The organism is Nonomuraea sp. NPDC005983 (assembly GCF_040614375.1).
Classification (GTDB): domain Bacteria; phylum Actinomycetota; class Actinomycetes; order Streptosporangiales; family Streptosporangiaceae; genus Nonomuraea.
Genome location: NZ_JBEXUP010000050.1, coordinates 13,466 through 32,724 on the forward strand (window position 1 = coordinate 13,466; position 19,259 = coordinate 32,724).

Annotated in this window: 14 protein-coding genes, 1 tRNA gene and 1 pseudogene; 11 read left to right on the plus strand and 5 right to left on the minus strand. The window is 70.1% G+C overall.

Going from position 1 to position 19,259, the window contains the following annotated elements:
- Positions 1-12: 12 nt before the first annotated feature.
- Positions 13-1,566: a bis-aminopropyl spermidine synthase family protein gene (locus ABZ297_RS22205; RefSeq protein ID WP_355349142.1), complete on the minus strand. Its 1,554-nt coding sequence runs from the start codon at positions 1,564-1,566 to the stop codon at positions 13-15.
- Between the two features lie 245 nt (positions 1,567-1,811).
- Between ABZ297_RS22205 and gltB the strand changes: the two genes are divergently transcribed.
- The 5 genes from gltB (at position 1,812) to pyk (ending at position 11,382) form a co-directional block, all read left to right on the plus strand.
- Entirely contained in the window at positions 1,812-6,320 is a 4,509-nt protein-coding gene (gene gltB, locus ABZ297_RS22210) for a glutamate synthase large subunit (RefSeq protein WP_355349145.1), read from the plus strand.
- A gap of 13 nt (positions 6,321-6,333) precedes the next feature.
- Positions 6,334-7,812, plus strand: a complete 1,479-nt coding sequence (locus ABZ297_RS22215; RefSeq protein ID WP_355349148.1) for a glutamate synthase subunit beta — start codon at positions 6,334-6,336, stop codon at positions 7,810-7,812.
- Positions 7,813-7,949: 137 nt separating this feature from the next.
- A complete protein-coding gene (locus ABZ297_RS22220) occupies positions 7,950-9,569 on the plus strand; it encodes a S8 family serine peptidase (protein ID WP_355349151.1) in 1,620 nt (539 codons plus the stop codon).
- The gene (locus ABZ297_RS22225; protein ID WP_355349154.1) at positions 9,566-9,916 is read left to right on the plus strand and encodes a DUF2784 domain-containing protein; all 351 of its coding nucleotides are present in this window, start codon (positions 9,566-9,568) and stop codon (positions 9,914-9,916) included. The genes ABZ297_RS22220 and ABZ297_RS22225 overlap by 4 nt, the downstream gene beginning before the upstream one ends.
- Before the next feature lie 35 nt (positions 9,917-9,951).
- Positions 9,952-11,382 (plus strand): pyruvate kinase, encoded by a 1,431-nt coding sequence (pyk, locus tag ABZ297_RS22230; RefSeq protein WP_355349157.1) that lies wholly within the window; start codon positions 9,952-9,954, stop codon positions 11,380-11,382.
- Positions 11,383-11,423: 41 nt separating this feature from the next.
- Here the strand turns inward: pyk and dapD are convergent, their stop codons facing one another.
- The 3 genes from dapD to ABZ297_RS22245 form a co-directional block, all read right to left on the minus strand.
- The gene (gene dapD, locus ABZ297_RS22235; protein ID WP_355349160.1) at positions 11,424-12,386 is read right to left on the minus strand and encodes a 2,3,4,5-tetrahydropyridine-2,6-dicarboxylate N-succinyltransferase; all 963 of its coding nucleotides are present in this window, start codon (positions 12,384-12,386) and stop codon (positions 11,424-11,426) included.
- A gap of 19 nt (positions 12,387-12,405) precedes the next feature.
- Complete coding sequence (locus tag ABZ297_RS22240) at positions 12,406-12,825, minus strand: pyridoxamine 5'-phosphate oxidase family protein (RefSeq protein WP_355349163.1); 420 nt, start codon at positions 12,823-12,825, stop codon at positions 12,406-12,408.
- 156 nt (positions 12,826-12,981) lie between these two features.
- Complete coding sequence (locus ABZ297_RS22245; protein ID WP_355349166.1) at positions 12,982-13,803, minus strand: LysR family transcriptional regulator; 822 nt, start codon at positions 13,801-13,803, stop codon at positions 12,982-12,984.
- Positions 13,804-13,873: 70 nt separating this feature from the next.
- Between ABZ297_RS22245 and ABZ297_RS22250 the strand changes: the two are divergent.
- From ABZ297_RS22250 to ABZ297_RS22260, 3 genes and pseudogenes are all read left to right on the plus strand, one after another.
- A pseudogene (locus ABZ297_RS22250) lies at positions 13,874-13,960 on the plus strand (dehydrogenase); the annotation flags it as partial.
- 73 nt (positions 13,961-14,033) lie between these two features.
- The gene (locus ABZ297_RS22255; protein ID WP_355349169.1) at positions 14,034-14,615 is read left to right on the plus strand and encodes an SDR family NAD(P)-dependent oxidoreductase; all 582 of its coding nucleotides are present in this window, start codon (positions 14,034-14,036) and stop codon (positions 14,613-14,615) included.
- The gene (locus ABZ297_RS22260) at positions 14,609-15,211 is read left to right on the plus strand and encodes a TIGR03086 family metal-binding protein (protein ID WP_355349172.1); all 603 of its coding nucleotides are present in this window, start codon (positions 14,609-14,611) and stop codon (positions 15,209-15,211) included. Before ABZ297_RS22255 ends, ABZ297_RS22260 begins: the two co-directional genes overlap by 7 nt.
- A gap of 291 nt (positions 15,212-15,502) precedes the next feature.
- On the opposite strand, the gene ABZ297_RS22265 is transcribed toward ABZ297_RS22260, so the two are convergent.
- A tRNA-Leu gene (locus ABZ297_RS22265) sits at positions 15,503-15,576 on the minus strand.
- 108 nt (positions 15,577-15,684) lie between these two features.
- On the opposite strand from ABZ297_RS22265, the gene ABZ297_RS22270 reads away from it, so the two are divergent.
- The 3 genes from ABZ297_RS22270 to ABZ297_RS22280 all read left to right on the plus strand — a co-directional run bounded on the left by ABZ297_RS22270 (position 15,685) and on the right by ABZ297_RS22280 (position 19,236).
- Positions 15,685-16,269 (plus strand): response regulator, encoded by a 585-nt coding sequence (locus tag ABZ297_RS22270; RefSeq protein ID WP_355349175.1) that lies wholly within the window; start codon positions 15,685-15,687, stop codon positions 16,267-16,269.
- A gap of 155 nt (positions 16,270-16,424) precedes the next feature.
- Positions 16,425-17,708, plus strand: coding sequence for an ABC transporter substrate-binding protein (locus ABZ297_RS22275; protein ID WP_355349178.1), 1,284 nt, complete (start codon positions 16,425-16,427; stop codon positions 17,706-17,708).
- 220 nt (positions 17,709-17,928) lie between these two features.
- Positions 17,929-19,236: an ABC transporter substrate-binding protein gene (locus tag ABZ297_RS22280; RefSeq protein WP_355349181.1), complete on the plus strand. Its 1,308-nt coding sequence runs from the start codon at positions 17,929-17,931 to the stop codon at positions 19,234-19,236.
- Positions 19,237-19,259 lie beyond the last annotated feature (23 nt).

Genomic DNA, 19,259 nt, shown 5'->3' on the forward strand with positions numbered 1-19,259 from the left:
TGGCCGGGGACGTCAGGTGGTCGTGGACAGGCGGGCGACCGTTTCGGCGACCGCGGCGGGCAGGGCGGCCAGCCGGTGCAGCGGCTCCTCCAGCGGGGTGACGCCTTCCGACCACGGGGCGCTCTGCCGGATGAGGGCGCGGGCGTCGTTCTTCGTGAGCGTCGCGCCTTGCGCCCTGGCCACCGCGATGAGCGCCTCGCGCCAGGTGTTGGCCAGCTTGGCGTGCCCGTGGTCGAGGATGCGGCGCAGCACCTGGGCGGCGTCGCCGTCGGGCTGCGGGAGCCTGGCCGCCTCGAGGGTGTGAGCGTCGGCGGTCAGGTCGTAGACGTCGGCGAGCACGTCGCGGACCGGCACGGGCAAGGAGGCCGGCTCCGCCGGCAGGACGCGGACGTGCTCGGCGCGGGTGGCGAGCAGCACGCGGGGGAGCGCCGCCTCCAGCCCGGCGGGCAGGGCGACGGCCACCCGCCGCACCGAGGCGGCGTACGGCTTGGCCAGCCAGGTGGTGAGCTTGACGCGCGGCTGGGGGAGGTCCTTGGGCCAGTCGCCGACCAGCAGGTCGGCGTCGGCCGCCGCGGCGTGGGGCGGGCCGCCGGCCTGCTTGGGGACGGACTCGATCGCCTGGGGCCCCTGGGTGTAGATGGCGGTGGCGAGCCGGTCGAGGCGGGCGGCGACGGCGGGGCGGGTCTTGCTGGTGGGGCGCAGGATGTAGAGGTCGGCCGCCGAGCCGATGGCTTCCGCGCCGAAATACCTGTTGAAGTCCGGATAAATGGCCTCATAGGCGAGGTTGAGCGCGGACAGCTCGTTCTGGACCTTCAGCGCCAGCGCCGGCGTCCGCTCGCTGGCGCCGTACGCGAGGAGCACCCGGCCGTCGTCCTTGAGGCCCTCGACCGCGCGCGCCACGAACAGGCCGATGCCCTCGGGCGTGTACGGCGGGTCGGTGATGGCCAGGTCGTGGCCCCGGGCCGACGCGGGCAGGCCCAGCCGCAGATCGGCCCACCGGGTGTGCACGCCCAGCCCCTGGTCGTCGAGGTAGGCCAGGATGCGCTCGTCGATGTCGGCCACCGTGACCTCGGCCTCCGGGTGCACCAGCCGTAGCGCCAGCGAGGTGAGGTCGTGGTCGCCGACGCAGAGCACCCGCGCGCCCGGCAGCCAGAACCGCGTGCCGAGCAGGAGCGCCCTGCGCAGCACGGTCTCGGGCGTGGCCGACACGTGGTCGAGCACGTGTCGCGCCCGAGGGGCCTTGGCGATCAGCTCCTGGAGCCGTTCCAGGACGTGCTCGTAGTGCGGCAGCAGGTGCGCGACCGGGTCGGCGGGCGGCGGGGTCAGGGCGAGCATCGCCTGGTAGTCGCCCGAGTGCATCAGCGGGACCCGGAAGCGCTCTCCCGACCTCTCCAGCTCCACCTCGCGCAGGAGCCCCTCGATGGCGCGCCTGGACGTCGCCGTCTCCCGCACCAGGTCGGCCAGGCTCCACCACTGGCCGTCGCACAGGAGCATCAGGGCGTGCCTGAGCCGCCGGCTGTCGACCCCGGCCTCGCCCAGCAGCCGCTCCACCCCGTCACGTTCCATGGGGCAACCCTATCGGCCACGTCCGGGCCTCTGAGGCGGCGAGAGCCGGGGGGAATTTCGGACCCAGGTCCCGGCGTTTGGGACAATGGAGTCCGAATGTCGGGATGCTGTCAATGTTCGCAATCTGGACGTGGCGGGCACCATTCCGGCAGGGTGCGGTAACCTCTACCCACACGCAGCAGGGCCAACGTCGTCCCCGCCTGTAGAGCAGTTCTTTGACAGACGATGACGACGGGAGGGATTCAATGCCTGCTGCCCACCTCGGGTTCCCCGAGCCCCAGGGCCTCTACCACCCCGCCAACGAGCACGACGCGTGCGGCGTCGCGATGGTTGCCGACGTCGCCGGTCGCCGCGGGCACGGGATCGTCGTGAAGGCGCTGACGGCGCTGTGCAATCTCGATCACCGGGGGGCCAAGGGTAGCGAGCCGGACACCGGCGACGGCGCCGGGATCCTGACGCAGATCCCCGATGAGTTCTTCCGCGCGAACCTCGACTTCGCGCTGCCCGCGGCCGGCTCCTACGCCGTGGGGATGGCCTTCCTGCCGATCGACGGCGAGGCTCGCCAGATCGCCGTCCGCATGATCGAGGAGATCGCGGCCGAAGAGGGCCTGGACGTGCTGGGCTGGCGCGAGGTGCCGGTCGACCCGGCGCTGCCGGGGCCGAGCGCCCGGGCCGTCATGCCGCATTTCACGCAGCTCTTCGTGGCCTCCCCGGGCGGCGAGAGCGGCCTGGAGCTTGACCGGCTGGCGTTCTGCCTGCGCAAGCGGGCCGAGCACGAGGTGGACGTCTACTTCCCCTCGCTCAGCTCGCGCACGGTCGTCTACAAGGGGATGCTCACCCCCGGCCAGGTCGAGCCGTTCTTCCCCGACCTGAGCGACGAGCGGTACGAGAGCGCCATCGCGCTGGTGCACTCGCGGTTCTCCACCAACACCTTCCCGAGCTGGCCGCTGGCCCACCCGTACCGGTACATCGCGCACAACGGCGAGATCAACACGGTCAAGGGCAACCGCAACTGGATGCGGGCTCGCGAGGCGATGCTGAAGTCTGCCCACATCCCGGGCGAAATTTCACGACTTTTCCCCATCTGTGACCCGGATGGGAGCGACACCGCCAGCTTCGACGAGGCGCTGGAGCTGCTCCACATCGGCGGCAGGTCGCTGCCGCACGCCGTGCTGATGATGATCCCGGAGGCGTGGGAGAACCACACCGAGATGGACCCGGCCCGCCGGGCCTTCTACGAGTTCCACTCCTCGATGATGGAGGCGTGGGACGGCCCCGCGTCGATCACCTTCACCGACGGCACCCTGGCCGGCGCCGTCCTCGACCGCAACGGCCTGCGCCCCGGCCGGTTCTGGGTGACCGCCGACGGCCTGGTCGTGCTGGCCTCCGAGGCCGGCGTGCTCGACTTCAGGCCCGAGGACGTGGTCCGCAAGGGCCGCCTCCAGCCGGGCCGGATGTTCCTCATCGACACCGCCCGCGGCAAGATCATCGAGGACGACGAGATCAAGGCCGAGCTGGCCGCCGCGCTGCCCTACGAGGACTGGCTGCACGCCGGGCTGGTGCGCTTCGAGGAGCTGCCCGCCCGTCAGCGGGAGATCCCGACGCACGAGGCGCTCGTCAGGCGCCAGCAGACCTTCGGCTACACCGATGAGGAGCTGCGCGTCATCCTGTCGCCGATGGCCAGGACCGGCGCCGAGCCGATCGGCTCGATGGGCACCGACACCCCCGTCGCGGTGCTGAGCGAGAAGCCCAGGCTGCTGTTCGACTACTTCACGCAGCTGTTCGCGCAGGTCACCAACCCGCCGCTGGACGCCATCCGCGAGGAGCTGGTCACCTCGCTGGCCAGCGTGCTCGGGCCGGAGGGCAACCTGCTCGACCCCGGTCCGGCCTCGTGCCGCCAGCTCGTCCTGCCGTACCCGGTGATCGACAACGACGAGCTCGCGAAGATCATCCACATCAACGACGAGGGCGACCTGCCCGGCTTCGACCCGCACGTCGTCAGCGGCCTCTACCAGGTGTCGGGCGGCGGCGAGGCGCTGCTGCACCGCCTGGAGGAGATCCGCGCCGAGGTGTCCGAGGCGATCGCGAACGGCGCGCGGATCATCGTGCTGTCCGACCGCGGCTCCTCCGAGGCGCTCGCGCCGATCCCGGCTCTGCTGCTGACCGGCGCGGTGCACCACCACCTGATCCAGGAGAAGACCCGCACCAAGATCGGCCTGGTCATCGAGACCGGCGAGGCGCGCGAGTGCCACCACATGGCGCTGCTCGTCGGCTACGGCGCGGGCGCGGTCAACCCGTACCTGGCCATCGAGACCGTCGAGGACCTGGTCGACACCGGCGCCCTGCAGATCGACAAGCGCAAGGCCGTACGGAACCTGATCAAGGCGTACGGCAAGGGCGTCATCAAGGTCATGTCCAAGATGGGCGTGTCCACCGTCGCCTCCTACACCGGCGCGCAGATCTTCGAGGCGCTCGGGCTGAGTCAGGAGGTCATCGACTCCTGTTTCACCGGCACCACGTCACGGCTCGGCGGCGTCGGCTTCGACGTCCTGGCCCGCGAGGCCGCCGAGCGGCACCGCCACGCCTACCCGAGGGCGTCGAACGCGCACCGGCGGCTCCAGGTCGGCGGCGAGTACCAGTGGCGGCGCGAGGGCGAGCCGCACCTGTTCAACCCCGAGACCGTCTTCAAGCTGCAGCACGCCACCCGCAGCCGCCGTTACGAGATCTTCAAGGAGTACACCTCGCTGGTGGACTCCCAGGCCGAGAGGCTCATGACGCTGCGCGGGCTGTTCAAGCTCCGCTCCGAGCGGACGCCCGTCCCGATCGAGGAGGTCGAGCCGGTCTCCGAGATCGTCAAGCGGTTCTCGACCGGCGCGATGTCGTACGGCTCCATCTCGATGGAGGCGCACGAGACGATCGCCATCGCGATGAACCGGCTCGGCGGCAAGTCCAACACCGGCGAGGGCGGCGAGGACCCCGAGCGCCTCTACGACGCCACCCGCAGGTCGGCCATCAAGCAGGTCGCCTCAGGACGTTTCGGGGTGACCTCCGAATACCTCGTCAACGCCGCGGACCTGCAGATCAAGATGGCCCAGGGCGCCAAGCCCGGCGAGGGCGGCCAGCTGCCCGGCCACAAGGTCTACCCGTGGATCGCCAAGACCAGGCACTCGACGCCCGGCGTCGGCCTCATCTCGCCGCCGCCGCACCACGACATCTACTCGATCGAGGACCTGGCCCAGCTCATCCATGACCTGAAGAACTCCAACCCCGAGGCTCGCGTGCACGTGAAGCTCGTGGCCGAGGTCGGGGTCGGCACCGTGGCGGCGGGCGTTTCCAAGGCGCACGCGGACGTGGTGCTCATCTCCGGGCACGACGGCGGCACCGGCGCGTCCCCGCTGACCTCGCTGAAGCACGCGGGCGCGCCGTGGGAGCTCGGCCTGGCGGAGACGCAGCAGACGCTGCTGCTCAACGGGCTGCGCGACCGCATCGTGGTGCAGGTGGACGGCCAGCTCAAGACCGGGCGCGACGTCGTCATCGCCGCGCTGCTCGGCGCCGAGGAGTACGGCTTCGCGACCGCGCCGCTGGTCGTGTCCGGCTGCGTGATGATGCGGGTCTGCCACCTCGACACCTGCCCGGTGGGCGTGGCCACGCAGAACCCCGAGCTGCGCAAGCGCTTCACCGGCAAGCCCGAGTTCGTGGTCAACTTCTTCGAGTTCATCGCCGAGGAGATCCGCGAGTACCTGGCCGAGCTGGGCTTCCGCTCGCTCGACGAGGCGATCGGGCACGTCGAGCTGCTCGACATGACGGCCGCCGAGGACCACTGGAAGGCCGGCGGGCTCGACCTGTCGCCGATCCTGCACCAGCCGGAGCTCCCGGCGGGCACGCCGCTGCGGCGCACCGTCGAGCAGGACCACGGGCTCGAGCACGCGCTCGACAACACCCTCATCCAGCTCGCCGAAGGCGCGCTCGACGAGGGCACCCCGGTGGTGCTCGAGCTGCCCATCCGCAACGTGAACCGCACGGTCGGCACCATGCTCGGCTACCAGGTCACCAAGCGGTACGGCGGAGCCGGCCTGCCGGAGAACACGATCGACATCGGCTTCACCGGCTCGGCGGGCAACTCGTTCGGCGCGTTCGTCCCGCGCGGCATCACGCTGCGGCTGACCGGCGACGCCAACGACTACCTGGGCAAGGGCCTGTCGGGCGGGCGCATCACGGTCCGCCCGCACGAGGAGGCCCCGTTGGACGGACACATCATTTCCGGAAATGTCGCCCTCTACGGCGCCACGTCCGGAGAGGTGTTCATCCGCGGCGTCGTCGGCGAGCGGTTCTGCGTCCGCAACTCCGGTGCGACCGCGGTCGTCGAGGGTGTCGGCGACCACGGCTGCGAGTACATGACCGGCGGCAAGGCCGTCGTCCTCGGGCCGACCGGGCGCAACTTCGCGGCGGGCATGTCGGGCGGCGTCGCCTACCTGCTCGACGCGAGGCCGGCCCGGGTCAACCGCGAGATGGTCGCCATCGAGGCGATCACCGAGCAGGACGCCGAGTTCCTCAAGGAGACGGTCGAGAAGCACTTCGCCGAGACCGCCTCCCCGGTCGCCAAGCAGCTGCTGGCCGACTGGGACGACGCGCTCACCCGCTTCAGCAAGATCATGCCGGGCGACTACAAGCGGGTCCTCGCGGCCGCCGAGGCCGCCCGCATCGAAGGCCGGGACATCGACGAGGCGGTCATGGCCGCCGCGGTCCAGGGATAAGGAGGCGTAACCGATGGCTGACCCCAAGGGTTTTCTCACACACGACCGGGAGCTGCCCGCACGCCGCCCCGTGGACGTCCGCATCGGCGACTGGCAGGAGGTCTACCAGGACTTCCCGCAGGAGAAGCTGACCAAGCAGGCCGCCCGCTGCATGGACTGCGGTATCCCGTTCTGCCACAACGGCTGCCCGCTCGGGAACCTCATCCCCGAGTGGAACGACCTCGTCTTCCGCACCGACTGGCAGGAGGCGATCGAGCGGCTGCACGCCACGAACAACTTCCCGGAGTTCACCGGCAGGCTCTGCCCGGCTCCGTGTGAGGCGGCGTGCGTGCTCGGCATCAACTCCGACCCGGTGGCGATCAAGCGGGTCGAGGTCGAGATCATCGACCGCGCGTTCGCCGAGGGCTGGGTCGCCCCGCAGCCACCCGCCGTCAAGACGGGCAAGCGGGTAGCGGTCGTCGGCTCCGGGCCGTCCGGGCTGGCGGCGGCCCAGCAGCTCACCAGGGCCGGGCACGACGTGGTGGTGTTCGAGCGCGCCGACCGCATCGGCGGGCTGCTGCGCTACGGCATCCCCGAGTTCAAGATGGAGAAGCGGCACATCGACCGCCGGCTGGCGCAGATGCGGGCCGAGGGCACCGAGTTCCGCACCGGCGTGAACGTCGGCGTGGACGTCACCGCCCGCGAGCTGCGCGAGCAGTTCGACGCCGTGGTGCTGGCGGGCGGCGCCACCCAGTGGCGTGACCTGCCAGTGCCCGGACGCGAGCTGGGCGGCGTCCACCAGGCGATGGAGTACCTGCCGCTGGCGAACAAGGTGCAGGAGGGCGACCTGGCGGTCTCGCCCATCTCCGCCGAGGGCAAGCACGTCGTGGTGATCGGCGGCGGCGACACCGGCGCCGACTGCATCGGCACCGCGATCAGGCAGGGCGCGCTGTCGGTCACGCAGCTGGAGATCATGCCGCGGCCGCCCGCGTCCCGTCCCGGCAGCCAGCCGTGGCCGACGTTCCCCATCCTGTTCAAGATGGAGAGCGCGCACGAGGAGCTGGAGGACGGCGGCGGAGAGCGGGTGTACGCGGTCTCCACGACGGAGTTCGTCGGGGACGAGTCCGGAAATGTCCGCGCTTTGCGGCTGGTGGAGGTCGGTGGGCCGCAGAACGGCTTCAAGCCCATCCCCGGCACCGAGCGGGAGATCCCGGCCGAGCTGGTGACGCTCTCGATGGGCTTCGTCGGCCCGGAGAAGGGCGCGCTGCTGCAGGACCTGGCGGAGGACGGCGGCGAGGGCTTCTACGACGCCCGAGGCAACGTCACGCGCGACAAGTCGTACATGTCCAAGGTGGACGGCGTGTTCGTGGCCGGAGACATAGGTCGCGGCCAGTCGCTCATCGTCTGGGCCATCGCCGAGGGCCGCGCCGCCGCGTCCGGCGTCGACCGTTACCTGACGGGCGACACGTCCCTGCCCTACCCCATCCTCCCGACTGCCCGCTCGCTGGTCTGACATCGTGGAGGCCCGGCCTCATGGCCGGGCCTCCCAGGCGGGGAAAGGCTTATTGACCGAAGCTTTGCCATGAACTTGCATTGCGCGAGCGCTGTCGGGAAGATGCAGATTCTGCGTCGGTGAGTGGAAGGGGAACAATGCGGCGGCTAGCTTCCGGTTTGCTGACGCTCGTCACGGCTGCCGCGCTCACTGCGTGCGCGTCCCCGGCCGCCTCCAGAGCCGGTAACAACGAGTACCTCGTCTTCTACGCCGACGGCCAGCGGAGCCAGGCCGTCGCCGCCGTCGAGCACGCCGGTGGCACCACCGTCAGCACCCAGGACAAACTCGGCTACCTGCTGGCCAAGGGCGGAGGCAACGCGTTCGTCGAGGCGCTCGGCGGCGACCGCGCCATCGTCGGCGTCTCCGCCGACCGCGAGATCGGCTACGCCGCCTCCCTCCCGGCCACCCCCGCCGCCTTCCCTGACGCCTCCTCGCTGTCGTCCCGCACGAGCGGCGAGCCGCTCGCCGGCCGCCAGTGGGACATGCGGATGATCGGAGCCGACCGCGCCCACCAGAAGGCGCCCGGCACCAAGAAGGTGCTCGTCGGCATCATCGACACCGGCGTCGACGGCAAGCACCCCGACATCGCCCCCAACTTCAACCGCGAGCTGAGCCGCAACTTCGTCACCGACAAGCCCAAGGACGCCAACGGCGACACGCTCGACGGCCCCTGCGAGGTCAGCTCCTGCAAGGACCCCGTGGACGTGGACGACGACGGCCACGGCACGCACGTCGCCAGCACGATCGGCTCGCCGATCAACGGGATCGGCATCGCCGGCGTCGCCCCCGGCGTGCAGCTCGTCAACATCAGGGCCGGCCAGGACTCCGGGTTCTTCTTCCTCAAGCCCAGCATCGACGCCCTCACCTACGCCGCCGACATCGGCGTGGACGTCGTCAACATGAGCTACTACGTCGACCCGTGGCTGTTCAACTGCGTGGACAACAAGGCCGACAGCAAGAAGGAGCAGCTGGAGCAGCGCGCCATCATCACCGGCATGCAGCGGGCCATCGACTACGCGCGCAGCAAGGGCGTCACGATCATCTCCGCCCTCGGCAACGGCTCCACCGACCTCGGCAAGCCCAAGGTCGACAAGAGCAGCCCCGGTTACCCGCGCGGCGGGGAGAAAGAGCGCAAGGTCGACAACTCCTGCATCAACGTGCCCGCCGAGTCCAAGGGCGTGATCTCGGTGTCGTCGGTCGGGCCGACCGGCCGCAAGGCCGTCTACAGCGACTACGGGGTCGAGCAGACCGACCTGGCCGCGCCCGGCGGCGACGGGCTCGACGGCAAGGGCGTCTCCGCCACCAGGCTGATCCTGGCCGCCGCGCCGGAAAGGGTGCTCCGCGCCACCGGCAAGCTCGACAAGTCCGGCAAGCCCAAGACGTCGCAGGTCATCCGCGACTGCACCGGCGGCACCTGCTCCTACTACCAGTACCTCGAAGGCACCTCGATGGCCGCCCCGCACGCCACCGGCGTCGCCGCCATCCTCATCAGCCGCTTCGGCAAGCCCGGCAAGGGCGGCCTCACCATGGACCCTGCCGCCGTGGAGAAACTCCTCTACCAGACCGCCGCTCCCAAGCCCTGCCCGTCGCCCAAGGCGTACGTCTACAGCGACTACGGTGACAAGGTGACCCACACCTGCGAAGGCGCCACGTCCAAGAACGGCTTCTACGGCCACGGGCTCGTCGACGCCTGGAAGGCGGCCACTGTCAGGCCATGATGTACCGCCTCGTCGCGGAACTCGCGATGGTGGCGCACTTCGCGTTCCTCGCCTACCTCGTCGTGGGCGGGTTCCTGGCCTGGCGGTGGCGGCGCACGATCTACGTGCACCTGGCGGTCGTCGCCTGGGCGCTGTTCTCACTCGCCAGTCACGTCGAATGCCCGCTGACCGACGTCGAGGACTGGGGACGCAGGAACGCCGGGCTCCCGCAACTGCCGCCGAGCGGCTTCATCGACTACTACATCGAAGGAGTCGTCTACCCGGAGCAGTACACGAACTTGGTGCGACTGGGGGTCGCCGTTCTCATCCTGTTCTCCTACGTCGGGTACCTTCTCCGTCGTCCATGACTGCCAGGTGGTCTGTACCAATTAAGGTAGGACTCGTGACCCGTCGCGCGAAAATCGTCTGCACCCTCGGCCCCGCCACGTCCTCTACCGAACGCCTGCGCGAGCTCATCGCCGCAGGCATGGACGTCGCACGCTTCAACCTCAGCCATGGCAACCATGACATGCACAGAGAGGTCTACGAGCGAGTCAGGGGGGTGGCGGCCGACCTCGGCCGCGGTGTAGGTGTCCTGGCCGACCTGCAGGGCCCCAAGATCCGCGTCGGCACGTTCGAGGAGGGGCCGGTACGCCTCGGCTTCGGCGACGTCTTCACCATCACCACCGAGGACGTGCCCGGCGACCGTGAGCAGGTCTCCACCACCTACAAGGGCCTGCCGAACGACGTCCGCCCCGGCGACACGATCCTCGTCGACGACGGCCGCCTCGTGCTCGAGGCCACCCGCGTCGACGGCGAGCGCGTGACCACCCGCGTCGTCATCGGCGGCATGATCTCCGACAACAAGGGCCTCAACCTGCCCGGCGTCAACGTCAGCGCGCCCGCCCTCACCGACAAGGACGAGGCCGACCTGCGCTGGGCGCTGCGCACCGGCTTCGACATGATCGCACTGTCGTTCGTCCGCCGTCCGTCCGACGCCGACGTGGTGCGCAACATCATGGAGCAGGAGGCCGTCCGACTCCCGCTGCTCGCCAAGATCGAGAAGCCGCAGGCCGTCGACCGCCTGCCCGAGATCGTCGAGGCGTTCGACGGCATCATGGTGGCCCGCGGCGACCTCGGCGTCGAGCTGCCCCTCGAAGAGGTCCCGATCGTCCAGAAGCGCCTCATCGAGCTCTGCCGCGAGAAGGCCAGGCCCGTCATCGTCGCCACCCAGATGCTCGACTCGATGATGAACGCGCCCCGTCCCACCCGCGCCGAGACCTCCGACGTCGCCTACGCCGTCATGGACGGCGCCGACGCCGTCATGCTCTCCGGCGAGACGTCCGTCGGCAGCTACCCGATCGAGGCGGTCTCCACCATGGACCGCATCGCCTGCGCCGCCGAGAGGTCCTCCCTGCACGCCACCCACACTCTCGAGCGCATGCCCGAGACCACGGGCGGCGCGATCGCCAGGGCCGCCGCCGAGGTGGGCGCCATCGTCGGCGCCAAGGCCCTGATCGCGTTCACCATGTCAGGAGAGACGGCCCGCCGGCTGGCGCGCTATCGCTCGCCGATCCCGCTGCTGGCGTTCACGTCCGCGCCGCACGTGCGCGGGCAGCTGTCGCTGACCTGGGGGGTGGAGACGTTCCACGTCCCGTTCGTGCATCACACGGATGACATGGTCAGGCAGGTCGAGGCGTCGCTGCTGTCGCTCGGCCGCCTGGAGAAGGGCGACAAGGTGGTCATCGTCGCCGGGTCGCCCCCCGGCACCCCCGGCTCCACCAACGCCCTGCGCGTCCACACGATCGGCTCCGCCGTCTCCCACGCGCACTGACGAGAGCGCGTGCCGCGCGGGGTCGCGCGGCACGCGCCGTGTCAGTTCGAGTGGAGAGCCGCGTTGAGCGTGATGCCGGTGCCGGTGCGCGGCGCGGCCTCCACGGCGCCGCTCTGAGAGTTGCGGCGGAGCAGCAGGCCGCTCGAGCCCGACAGCTCCCTCGCCTTGACCACCCGGCCGTCAGGCAGGCTCACCTTGGTTCCCGCCGTGACGTACAGGCCGGCTTCCACCACGCAGTCGTCGCCCAGCGAGATGCCCACCCCGGCGTTCGCCCCCAGCAGGCAGCGCTCGCCGATCGAGATGACCTCCTTGCCGCCGCCCGACAGCGTCCCCATGATCGACGCGCCGCCGCCGACGTCCGAGCCGTCGCCGACCAGCACGCCGGCCGAGATGCGGCCCTCCACCATGGACGCGCCCAGCGTGCCCGCGTTGAAGTTCACGAAGCCCTCGTGCATCACCGTGGTGCCGCTCGCCAGGTGAGCGCCGAGCCGCACCCGGTCCGCGTCGGCGATGCGGACACCCGACGGCAGCACGTAGTCGACCATCCGCGGGAACTTGTCCACCCCGTACACCGTCACCGCGCCCCGCGCGCGCAGCCTGAGCCGCGTCTGCTCGAAGCCCTCGACGGGGCACGGGCCGAAGTTGGTCCACACGACGTTCGCCAGCAGCCCGAACAGGCCGTCGAGGCTCAACCCGTGCGGACGCACCAGCCGCGACGACAGCAGGTGCAGCCGCAGATAGACGTCGTGCGCGTCGGCGGGCGGCTCGGAGAGCTTGGCGATGCCCGTGCGCACCGCCACCACCTCCACCCCCCGTGCAGGATCGGGCCCGACCAGCGCCGCCAGCTCGCCCGCCGCGTCGGCGGCGAGCCGCTCGGTGCCGGTGACGGGCGGCTCGCCCAGCTCAGGAGCGGGGAACCAGGTGTCGAGGACGGTGCCGTCGGCGGCGACGGTCGCGAGCCCGACGCCGTGAGCGCCGGTCACAGTGGGATCGATAGCAGTCACGGGCGACAAACTACCGTCTTCACAGCGCGCCCAGGTCGGCTGACAGCCACCGTTCCGGCCGCATCCGGAACGTCACCAACGCGCTCAGGTCGGAACTCTCCACATATCCCCGCACATCCTCCGGCGCGAGATAGCGGGCCGCGATCCGCGTCAGCTCCTCCGCCGTCGTCGGATCCGCCCGCACCACCGGCCCCTCCACCGACACGTAGCGGTAGGTCGGGCTGCTGCGCTGCGCGAGCAGCGAGAATCGCCCCGCCTTGGCGACCAGCACGGCCTTGCGGGAGTCGGCGCCGGTCAGGAACCGCACGTCGCCGCCGGGGCTGTAGTCGTACCAGACGGGGACGTTCAGCGGCGCCCGCCCCGGCCCCGCGTCGACCGCCATCGCCGCGATGTGCGAGTCGGCCAGGAACGCTTCACGATCTTCGACGCTCAACGGCATCGGGCCCACCTCCATCATGTGTCTCACCGGTTACATCACCGACCGCGGAGGCGGCTACTCCAGACCGGTTACCGACAAATGCCCTCATAGGTGATGTGCGGGCGGATTCTTTGCCGGAGCGAGAGGCGCGCCGGTCGGCCAGGGGGAGTGGGCGACCTACTCCGCCGCGGCGACGGTGGCGGCCGTGCGGACGAAGGCCGCCAGGGCCCGCGACCGGGTATGCTCCGGCCAGGCCAGCACCACCGTGGTCGGCTCCGCGTCCAGCACCGGCACCGACACCAGATCCCGGCGAAGCTGTTCACGCACCGACTCCGGCACCACGGCCACCAGCTCGCCCAGCGCGATCAGCTGCATGAGCCGCCCGGAGTCGCCCACCAGCGCGCCGTCCCGGCCCTTCCAGCGGGGCATGGCCTCGCCGTCCAGGTCCGCCAGGTGGACGAACGGCCTGCCCGCCAGCCTGTGCCGGGCGGGCAGGACCGCCACGGCCCCCTCCACCAGCAGCGGCTCGCTGTCGAAACCCGTCAGATCCTCGTACGGCGTGTGCAGGAACGCCACGTCGGCCGTGCCGTCACGCAGCAGCCCGGCCCGCTCGCCCACCCCGCACAGCACCACCTCCACCTCGACCGCGTCCGCACGCTCCCGGTAGGCGGCCAGGATGTCCGGCAGCAGCCCGCCGTCGCCGCCCGGCTTCATCGCCACCACCAGCCGCGGACCGCTCGCCCCCGCGCGCCGGGTCCTGCGCTCCGCCGCCGCCACCGCGTCCAGCGCCTTCCCGGCCTCCCTGACCAGGACCTCGCCCGCCGCCGTGAGCGCCACCCCGCGCGCCGAGCGGTCGAACAGCCGCACCCCCAGGCGCCGCTCCAGCTTCTGGATCGCCCTCGACAGCGGCGGCTGCGCGATCCCCAGCCGCCGGGCCGCCCGTCCGAAGTGCAGCTCCTCGGCCACCGCGACGAAGTAGGACAGTTCCCGCGTCTCCATACCCTCAGGGTATTGGCCGTGACCCAGCCGGTGTTGGCCCGCCGGCGCCCCGCACTGGTGTGCTTCGACCATGACACCCACCACCATCGCCCTGGTGACCGGCGCGAACAAGGGCATCGGCTACGAAGTCGCCGCCCAGCTCGCCGCACGCGGCGCGACCGTCCTGCTCGGCTCCCGCGACCCGCGCAACGGCGAGGACGCCGCCACCAGGCTGCGCGGCCGGCCACGACGTGAACCCGATCGCCCTGGACGTCACCGACCCCGCCACCATCGACGCCGCCGCCCGCCGGATCGACGCCGAGCACGGCCGCCTCGACGTGCTCGTCAACAACGCCGGAATCTCCGGACACGTCCCCGGCCAGCCCCCTAGCACCACCCCCGCCGAGCAGGTGCGCCAGGTGCTGGAAACCAACGTCATCGGCGTCCTCGCCGTCACCAACGCCATGCTCCCGCTGCTCAGACGCTCGCCCTCGGCCCGCATCGTCAACGTCTCCAGCGCCGTCGGCTCCATCACCCGCCACAGTGACCCCGGACACTACCTGTCGAAACTCCCGCCCGCGGCCGCGTACCCGACGTCCAAGAGCGCCCTCAACGCGCTCACCATCCAGTACGCCAAAGAACTCCGCGAACAAGGCATCCTGGTTAATGCCGCCACTCCCGGCCCATGCGACACAGATTTCACGAAACACCTCGGCGGTCACCTCAGTCGCACCGCGGCCGACGGAGCGGCGATCATCATCAAACTGGCCACCCTCGGCCCCGACGGGCCCACGGGTGTCTTCCTCGACGACGACGGGACCGTGCCTTGGTAGACATCATCCAGCTCAACCGGCGATCCGTTCAGGCCACCATCGACCTCGTCAACACCATCAAGCCCGACGATCTCCACCGCCCCACCCCCTGCGCGGGCTGGACGGTCCGCGACCTGCTGGAACACCAGATCGTGCAGAACCACGGCTTCGCCCACGCCGCCACCGGCCGGCCCTCCGACCTCGCCGCCTGGCAACCCCGACCGCTCGGCGACGACCCGCGCGGCGAACACACGGAGTCGGCCGAGGCCGTGCTCACCGCCTTCGCCGAGGACGGCGTCCTGGAACGGCGCTTCTGGCTCCCCGAGATCCGCGACGGCGGGCCGTTCCCCGCGGAGCTGGCGATCGGCTTCCACTTCATCGACTGCGTGGTCCACGGCTGGGACCTCGCCAAGGCGCTCGGCGTCGCCCCCAACGTGCCGCCGGCTCTGGCGGAGGCCGCGCTGCCGCTCGCCGCCCAGGTTCCCGACACTCCGGAGGCCCGGGGCGAGGGCAGAGCCTTCCGCCCCGGCCTCGCCATCGAAGACGACGCCCCGGCCCTGGACCGCGTCGTCGCCCTCCTCGGCCGCTCACCCAGCTGGACGCCCACATCCGGCTGAGCATCCACCGAGGCGCTGCGGGGGTGCCGCTTCGGCGCCCCCGTGCGGTGGCGGCGGGTCAGTAGTTCGGCCCGACGAACTCGTCCAGCCGCTCGACCGCCTCCCGGCGCGCGACCGAGATCTCGTTGGGCTTCAGAGCGCAGACCCCGGTCATCGCGGAGCCGTCGGCTGCCCCCGAACGCCAGGCGCAGTGCCCGGTGCCGCACCGCGGGATCGTACATGGCGGGCAGCTTCGCAGGCCGGTACGACAGAAATGAGTACCGCTCGATCTCAGACCGAGCGGTAGTGAAGTGCCCCGGGTGGGACTCGAACCCACACTGAGCGGGTTTTGAATCCGCTTCCTCTGCCTATTGGGATACCGAGGCAGGAATCCGGACGTATCCGAATTCTTTGTGCACGCCCAAGGGTAGCCCAACTCCTGCTACCGGCACCGGCGTGGATCTAATCTACCGGACATCGGTACTCTTCTGCTCGTGAGTACGCAGCGGCGAGTGGTGATCGCGGAAGACGAGGCACTGATCCGCCTCGACCTCAAGGAGATGCTTGAGGAGGACGGCTACGTCGTCGTGGGTGAGGCCGGTGACGGCGAGCGGGCGATCCAGCTGGCCACCGATCTGCGGCCCGACCTGGTCATCCTGGACGTCAAGATGCCTGTGCTCGACGGCATCTCGGCGGCCGAGCGGATCGTGGCCGAGCGCATCGCGCCGTGCCTGATCCTGACCGCGTTCTCCCAGCGCGACCTGGTCGAGCGTGCCAGGGACGCCGGCGCGATGGCCTACCTGGTCAAGCCGTTCACGAAGGCCGACCTGGTGCCCGCGATCGAGATGGCGGTCAGCCGGCACGAGGAGATGGTGGCGCTGGCCGGCGAGGTGTCGAACCTGTCGGAGCGGCTGGAGACGAGGAAGCTGGTCGAGCGGGCCAAGGGGCAGTTGATGGCCGCGCACGGCTGGAGCGAGCCGCAGGCGTTCCGCTGGATCCAGAAGGCGTCGATGGACCGCCGGTTGAGCATGCGCGAGGTTGCCCAGATCGTTATAGACGACTCGGCCGAGCGATCGTAAAAAGTTTCTATATCAGGTGATTTGGCGTTGCGGGTTGTGGCGCGGTCACGAGTGAGCATCCAAGCGGCTTCGGCTCCTTCCGGCTGAGGCGTCCCGGCGCATGCTGATGGGCGGACGGAGGGTCCGCTCCTGCGAACGCGAACGGAGACGCTTCGATGACCCGTATTTCCCGTGCGCTGGCCGTCGCCGCCGCGGCGAGCCTCGCCGCGGCGGCCTGTTCGAGCGGCGGCGGCACGACCGCCGTGCCGAGTACCGCGCAGTCGCAGCCTTCCGGGCAGGCCGCCAAGGGTGACGGCACGCTCACGATCGGGACGACCCTGCCTCAGACGGGGACACTGGCCTACCTCGGCCCGCCGGAGTTCGCCGGGGTCGACCTGGCGGTCAAGGAGATCAACGAGGCCGGCGGGGTCCTGGGCAAGCCGGTCGTCAAGATCGACACCGACTCCGGTGACACGACGACGAACATCGCCTCGCAGTCGGTCGACAAGTTGCTGGCGCAGAAGGCGGACGCGATCATCGGCGCGGCGTCCTCGTCGGTCTCGAAATCGATCATCGACAAGGTCACGGGCGCGGGGGTGGTGCAGTTCTCGCCGGCGAACACGTCCGACGAGTTCACCACGATCAAGGACGACGGCCTGTACTTCCGCACGGCGCCGCCGGACAAGCTGCAGGGGCGGGTCCTGGGCGATCTGGCGGTGGCAGACGGGAACGACACGATCGGCATCCTGGCGATGCAGGACTCCTACGGGTCCGGCCTGGCCGACCAGGTGACGCAGACCGCCGAGGCGGGCGGCGCGCAGGTGGTGGAGCGGGTCGACTACGACCCGAAGGCGGCGGACTTCTCGGCGGACGTCGCCAAGATCAAGGCGAAGAACCCGAAGGCGATCATGCTGATCGGTTTCGAGGAGACGGCGAAGGTCGTGCAGGAACTGGTCAAGCAGGGGCTGACGGCCGACAAGCACAAGTGGTACATGGTCGACGGCAACATGTCGAACACCAACTACCTGAAGTCGCCCATGGGGACGCTGAAGGGCGTCAAGGGCACGATTCCCGGAGCGGCGGCCCCGGCGGCGTTCCAGAAGCGGCTGCTGTCGGTCGATCCGAAGCTCACCAACTACACCTACGCGGCGGAGTCGTACGACGCGGCGATCCTGATCGCGCTGGCGGCGCAGGCGGCCAAGGACGACAGCGGCAAGGCGATCGCGGCGAAGCTGGAGGACGTGAGCAAGGGCGGCGAGAAGTGCCAGGGCTTCAAGGCCTGCGCCGACCTGCTGAAGGCGGGCAAGGACGTCGACTACGAGGGGGTGAGCGGCCCGGTGGACTTCAACGACGTGGGTGACCCGTCCGTGGCGACGATCGGCGTCTACCAGTACGGCGCCGACAACAAGTACGACGCCGCCAAGGCGCTGGAGTACCGCAGGGGCGACATCTCCGGGTGACTCTTCTGGGTCCCGGTCCGCGCGGTCGCGGATCGGGACCGTTGCCGGGACTGCCGGTCCGTAACTCTTCTGACGCATTCCGTGACGGAACGTGATAGGGACATTACAAATCAGTATAAAAGCCGCGTAAGATCACCACCTCCCCTTCTTGGACGGGCATGCTGAGCTCGGCTAATGCAGCGAGGGAGATCGTCTCCTCGTTGGAATAGGGGGAGTATCTATGATCCGCATTGCTCCAGCAGGGCGAGCCCTGGCCGTCGCGGCTGCGGCGAGCCTGGCCCTGACGGCCTGTGGCGGAGGCGGTGACGCGGGCACGGCCGCGAAGGCGAGCGAGTCCGCCGCCCCGGCCTCGTCGGCTCCCGCGGCCGCCGCCAAGGGCGACGGCACGCTGACCATCGGCACGCTGCTCCCGCAGACGGGTTCGCTGGCCTTCCTCGGCCCGCCCGAGTTCGCCGGTGTCGACCAGGCCATCAAGGAGATCAACGACGCGGGTGGCGTGCTCGGCAAGCAGGTCACGAAGATCCACACCGACTCGGGTGACACCACCACGAACCTGGCCTCCCAGTCGGTGGACAAGCTGCTGGCGCAGAAGGCGGACGCGATCATCGGCGCGGCCTCGTCGTCGGTGTCGGAGTCGGTGATCGACAAGATCACCGGTGCCGGGGTGGTGCAGTTCTCGCCGGCGAACACGTCCGACAAGTTCACCACGATCAACGACAACGGCCTGTACTTCCGCACGGCGCCGCCGGACAAGCTGCAGGGCCGCGTGCTGGGAGACCTGATCGCCGCCGACGGCAGCGACACGATCGGCATCCTGGCGATGCAGGACTCCTACGGGTCCGGCCTGGCCGACCAGGTCACCAAGACCGCGCAGGGCGCGGGCGCGGAGGTCGTCGAGCGGGTCGACTACGACCCGAAGGCGGCCGACTTCTCGGCGGACGTCGCCAAGATCAAGGCGAAGAACCCGAAGGCGATCGTGCTGATCGGCTTCGAGGAGGGCGCCAAGGTCGTGCAGGAGCTGGTGAAGCAGAGCCTCACGGCCGACAAGGTCAAGTGGTACATGGTCGACGGCAACATGTCGAACAGCAACTACCTGAAGATGCCCAAAAACACGCTGAAGGGCGTCAAGGGGACCATCCCCGGCGCGGCGGCGCCCGAGGAGTTCAGGAAGAAGCTCCTGGCGAACGACCCCAAGCTGACCAACTACACCTACGCGGCGGAGTCGTACGACGCGGCGATCCTGATCGCGCTGGCCGCCGAGGCGGCCAAGGACGACAGCGGCAAGGCGATCGCGGCCAAGCTGCCCGAGGTCAGCAAGGGCGGCGAGAAGTGCAAGGACTTCAAGACCTGCGCCGACCTGCTGAAGGCGGGCAAGGACATCGACTACGACGGTGTGAGCGGCCCGATCGAGTTCAACGACGCCGGTGACCCGGCGGAGGCGACGATCGGCGTCTACCAGTACGGCGCGGAGAACACCTACGACGCCACGAAGGCGCTGGAGTACCGCACCGGCAAGATCGACGGCTGAGGTTCGACCTGGGCGGCTGCGGT

Bases quoted from the DNA above. Each gene is read 5' to 3' on its own strand.
- ABZ297_RS22225 (WP_355349154.1), top strand. From the start codon at position 9,566: ATGATGTACCGCCTCGTCGCGGAACTCGCGATGGTGGCGCACTTCGCG.
- gltB (WP_355349145.1), top strand. From the start codon at position 1,812: ATGCCTGCTGCCCACCTCGGGTTCCCCGAGCCCCAGGGCCTCTACCAC.
- ABZ297_RS22205 (WP_355349142.1), bottom strand. From the start codon at position 1,566: ATGGAACGTGACGGGGTGGAGCGGCTGCTGGGCGAGGCCGGGGTCGAC.
- ABZ297_RS22240 (WP_355349163.1), bottom strand. From the start codon at position 12,825: ATGCCGTTGAGCGTCGAAGATCGTGAAGCGTTCCTGGCCGACTCGCAC.
- ABZ297_RS22280 (WP_355349181.1), top strand. From the start codon at position 17,929: ATGATCCGCATTGCTCCAGCAGGGCGAGCCCTGGCCGTCGCGGCTGCG.
- ABZ297_RS22215 (WP_355349148.1), top strand. From the start codon at position 6,334: ATGGCTGACCCCAAGGGTTTTCTCACACACGACCGGGAGCTGCCCGCA.
- ABZ297_RS22245 (WP_355349166.1), bottom strand. From the start codon at position 13,803: ATGGAGACGCGGGAACTGTCCTACTTCGTCGCGGTGGCCGAGGAGCTG.
- ABZ297_RS22220 (WP_355349151.1), top strand. From the start codon at position 7,950: ATGCGGCGGCTAGCTTCCGGTTTGCTGACGCTCGTCACGGCTGCCGCG.
- ABZ297_RS22275 (WP_355349178.1), top strand. From the start codon at position 16,425: ATGACCCGTATTTCCCGTGCGCTGGCCGTCGCCGCCGCGGCGAGCCTC.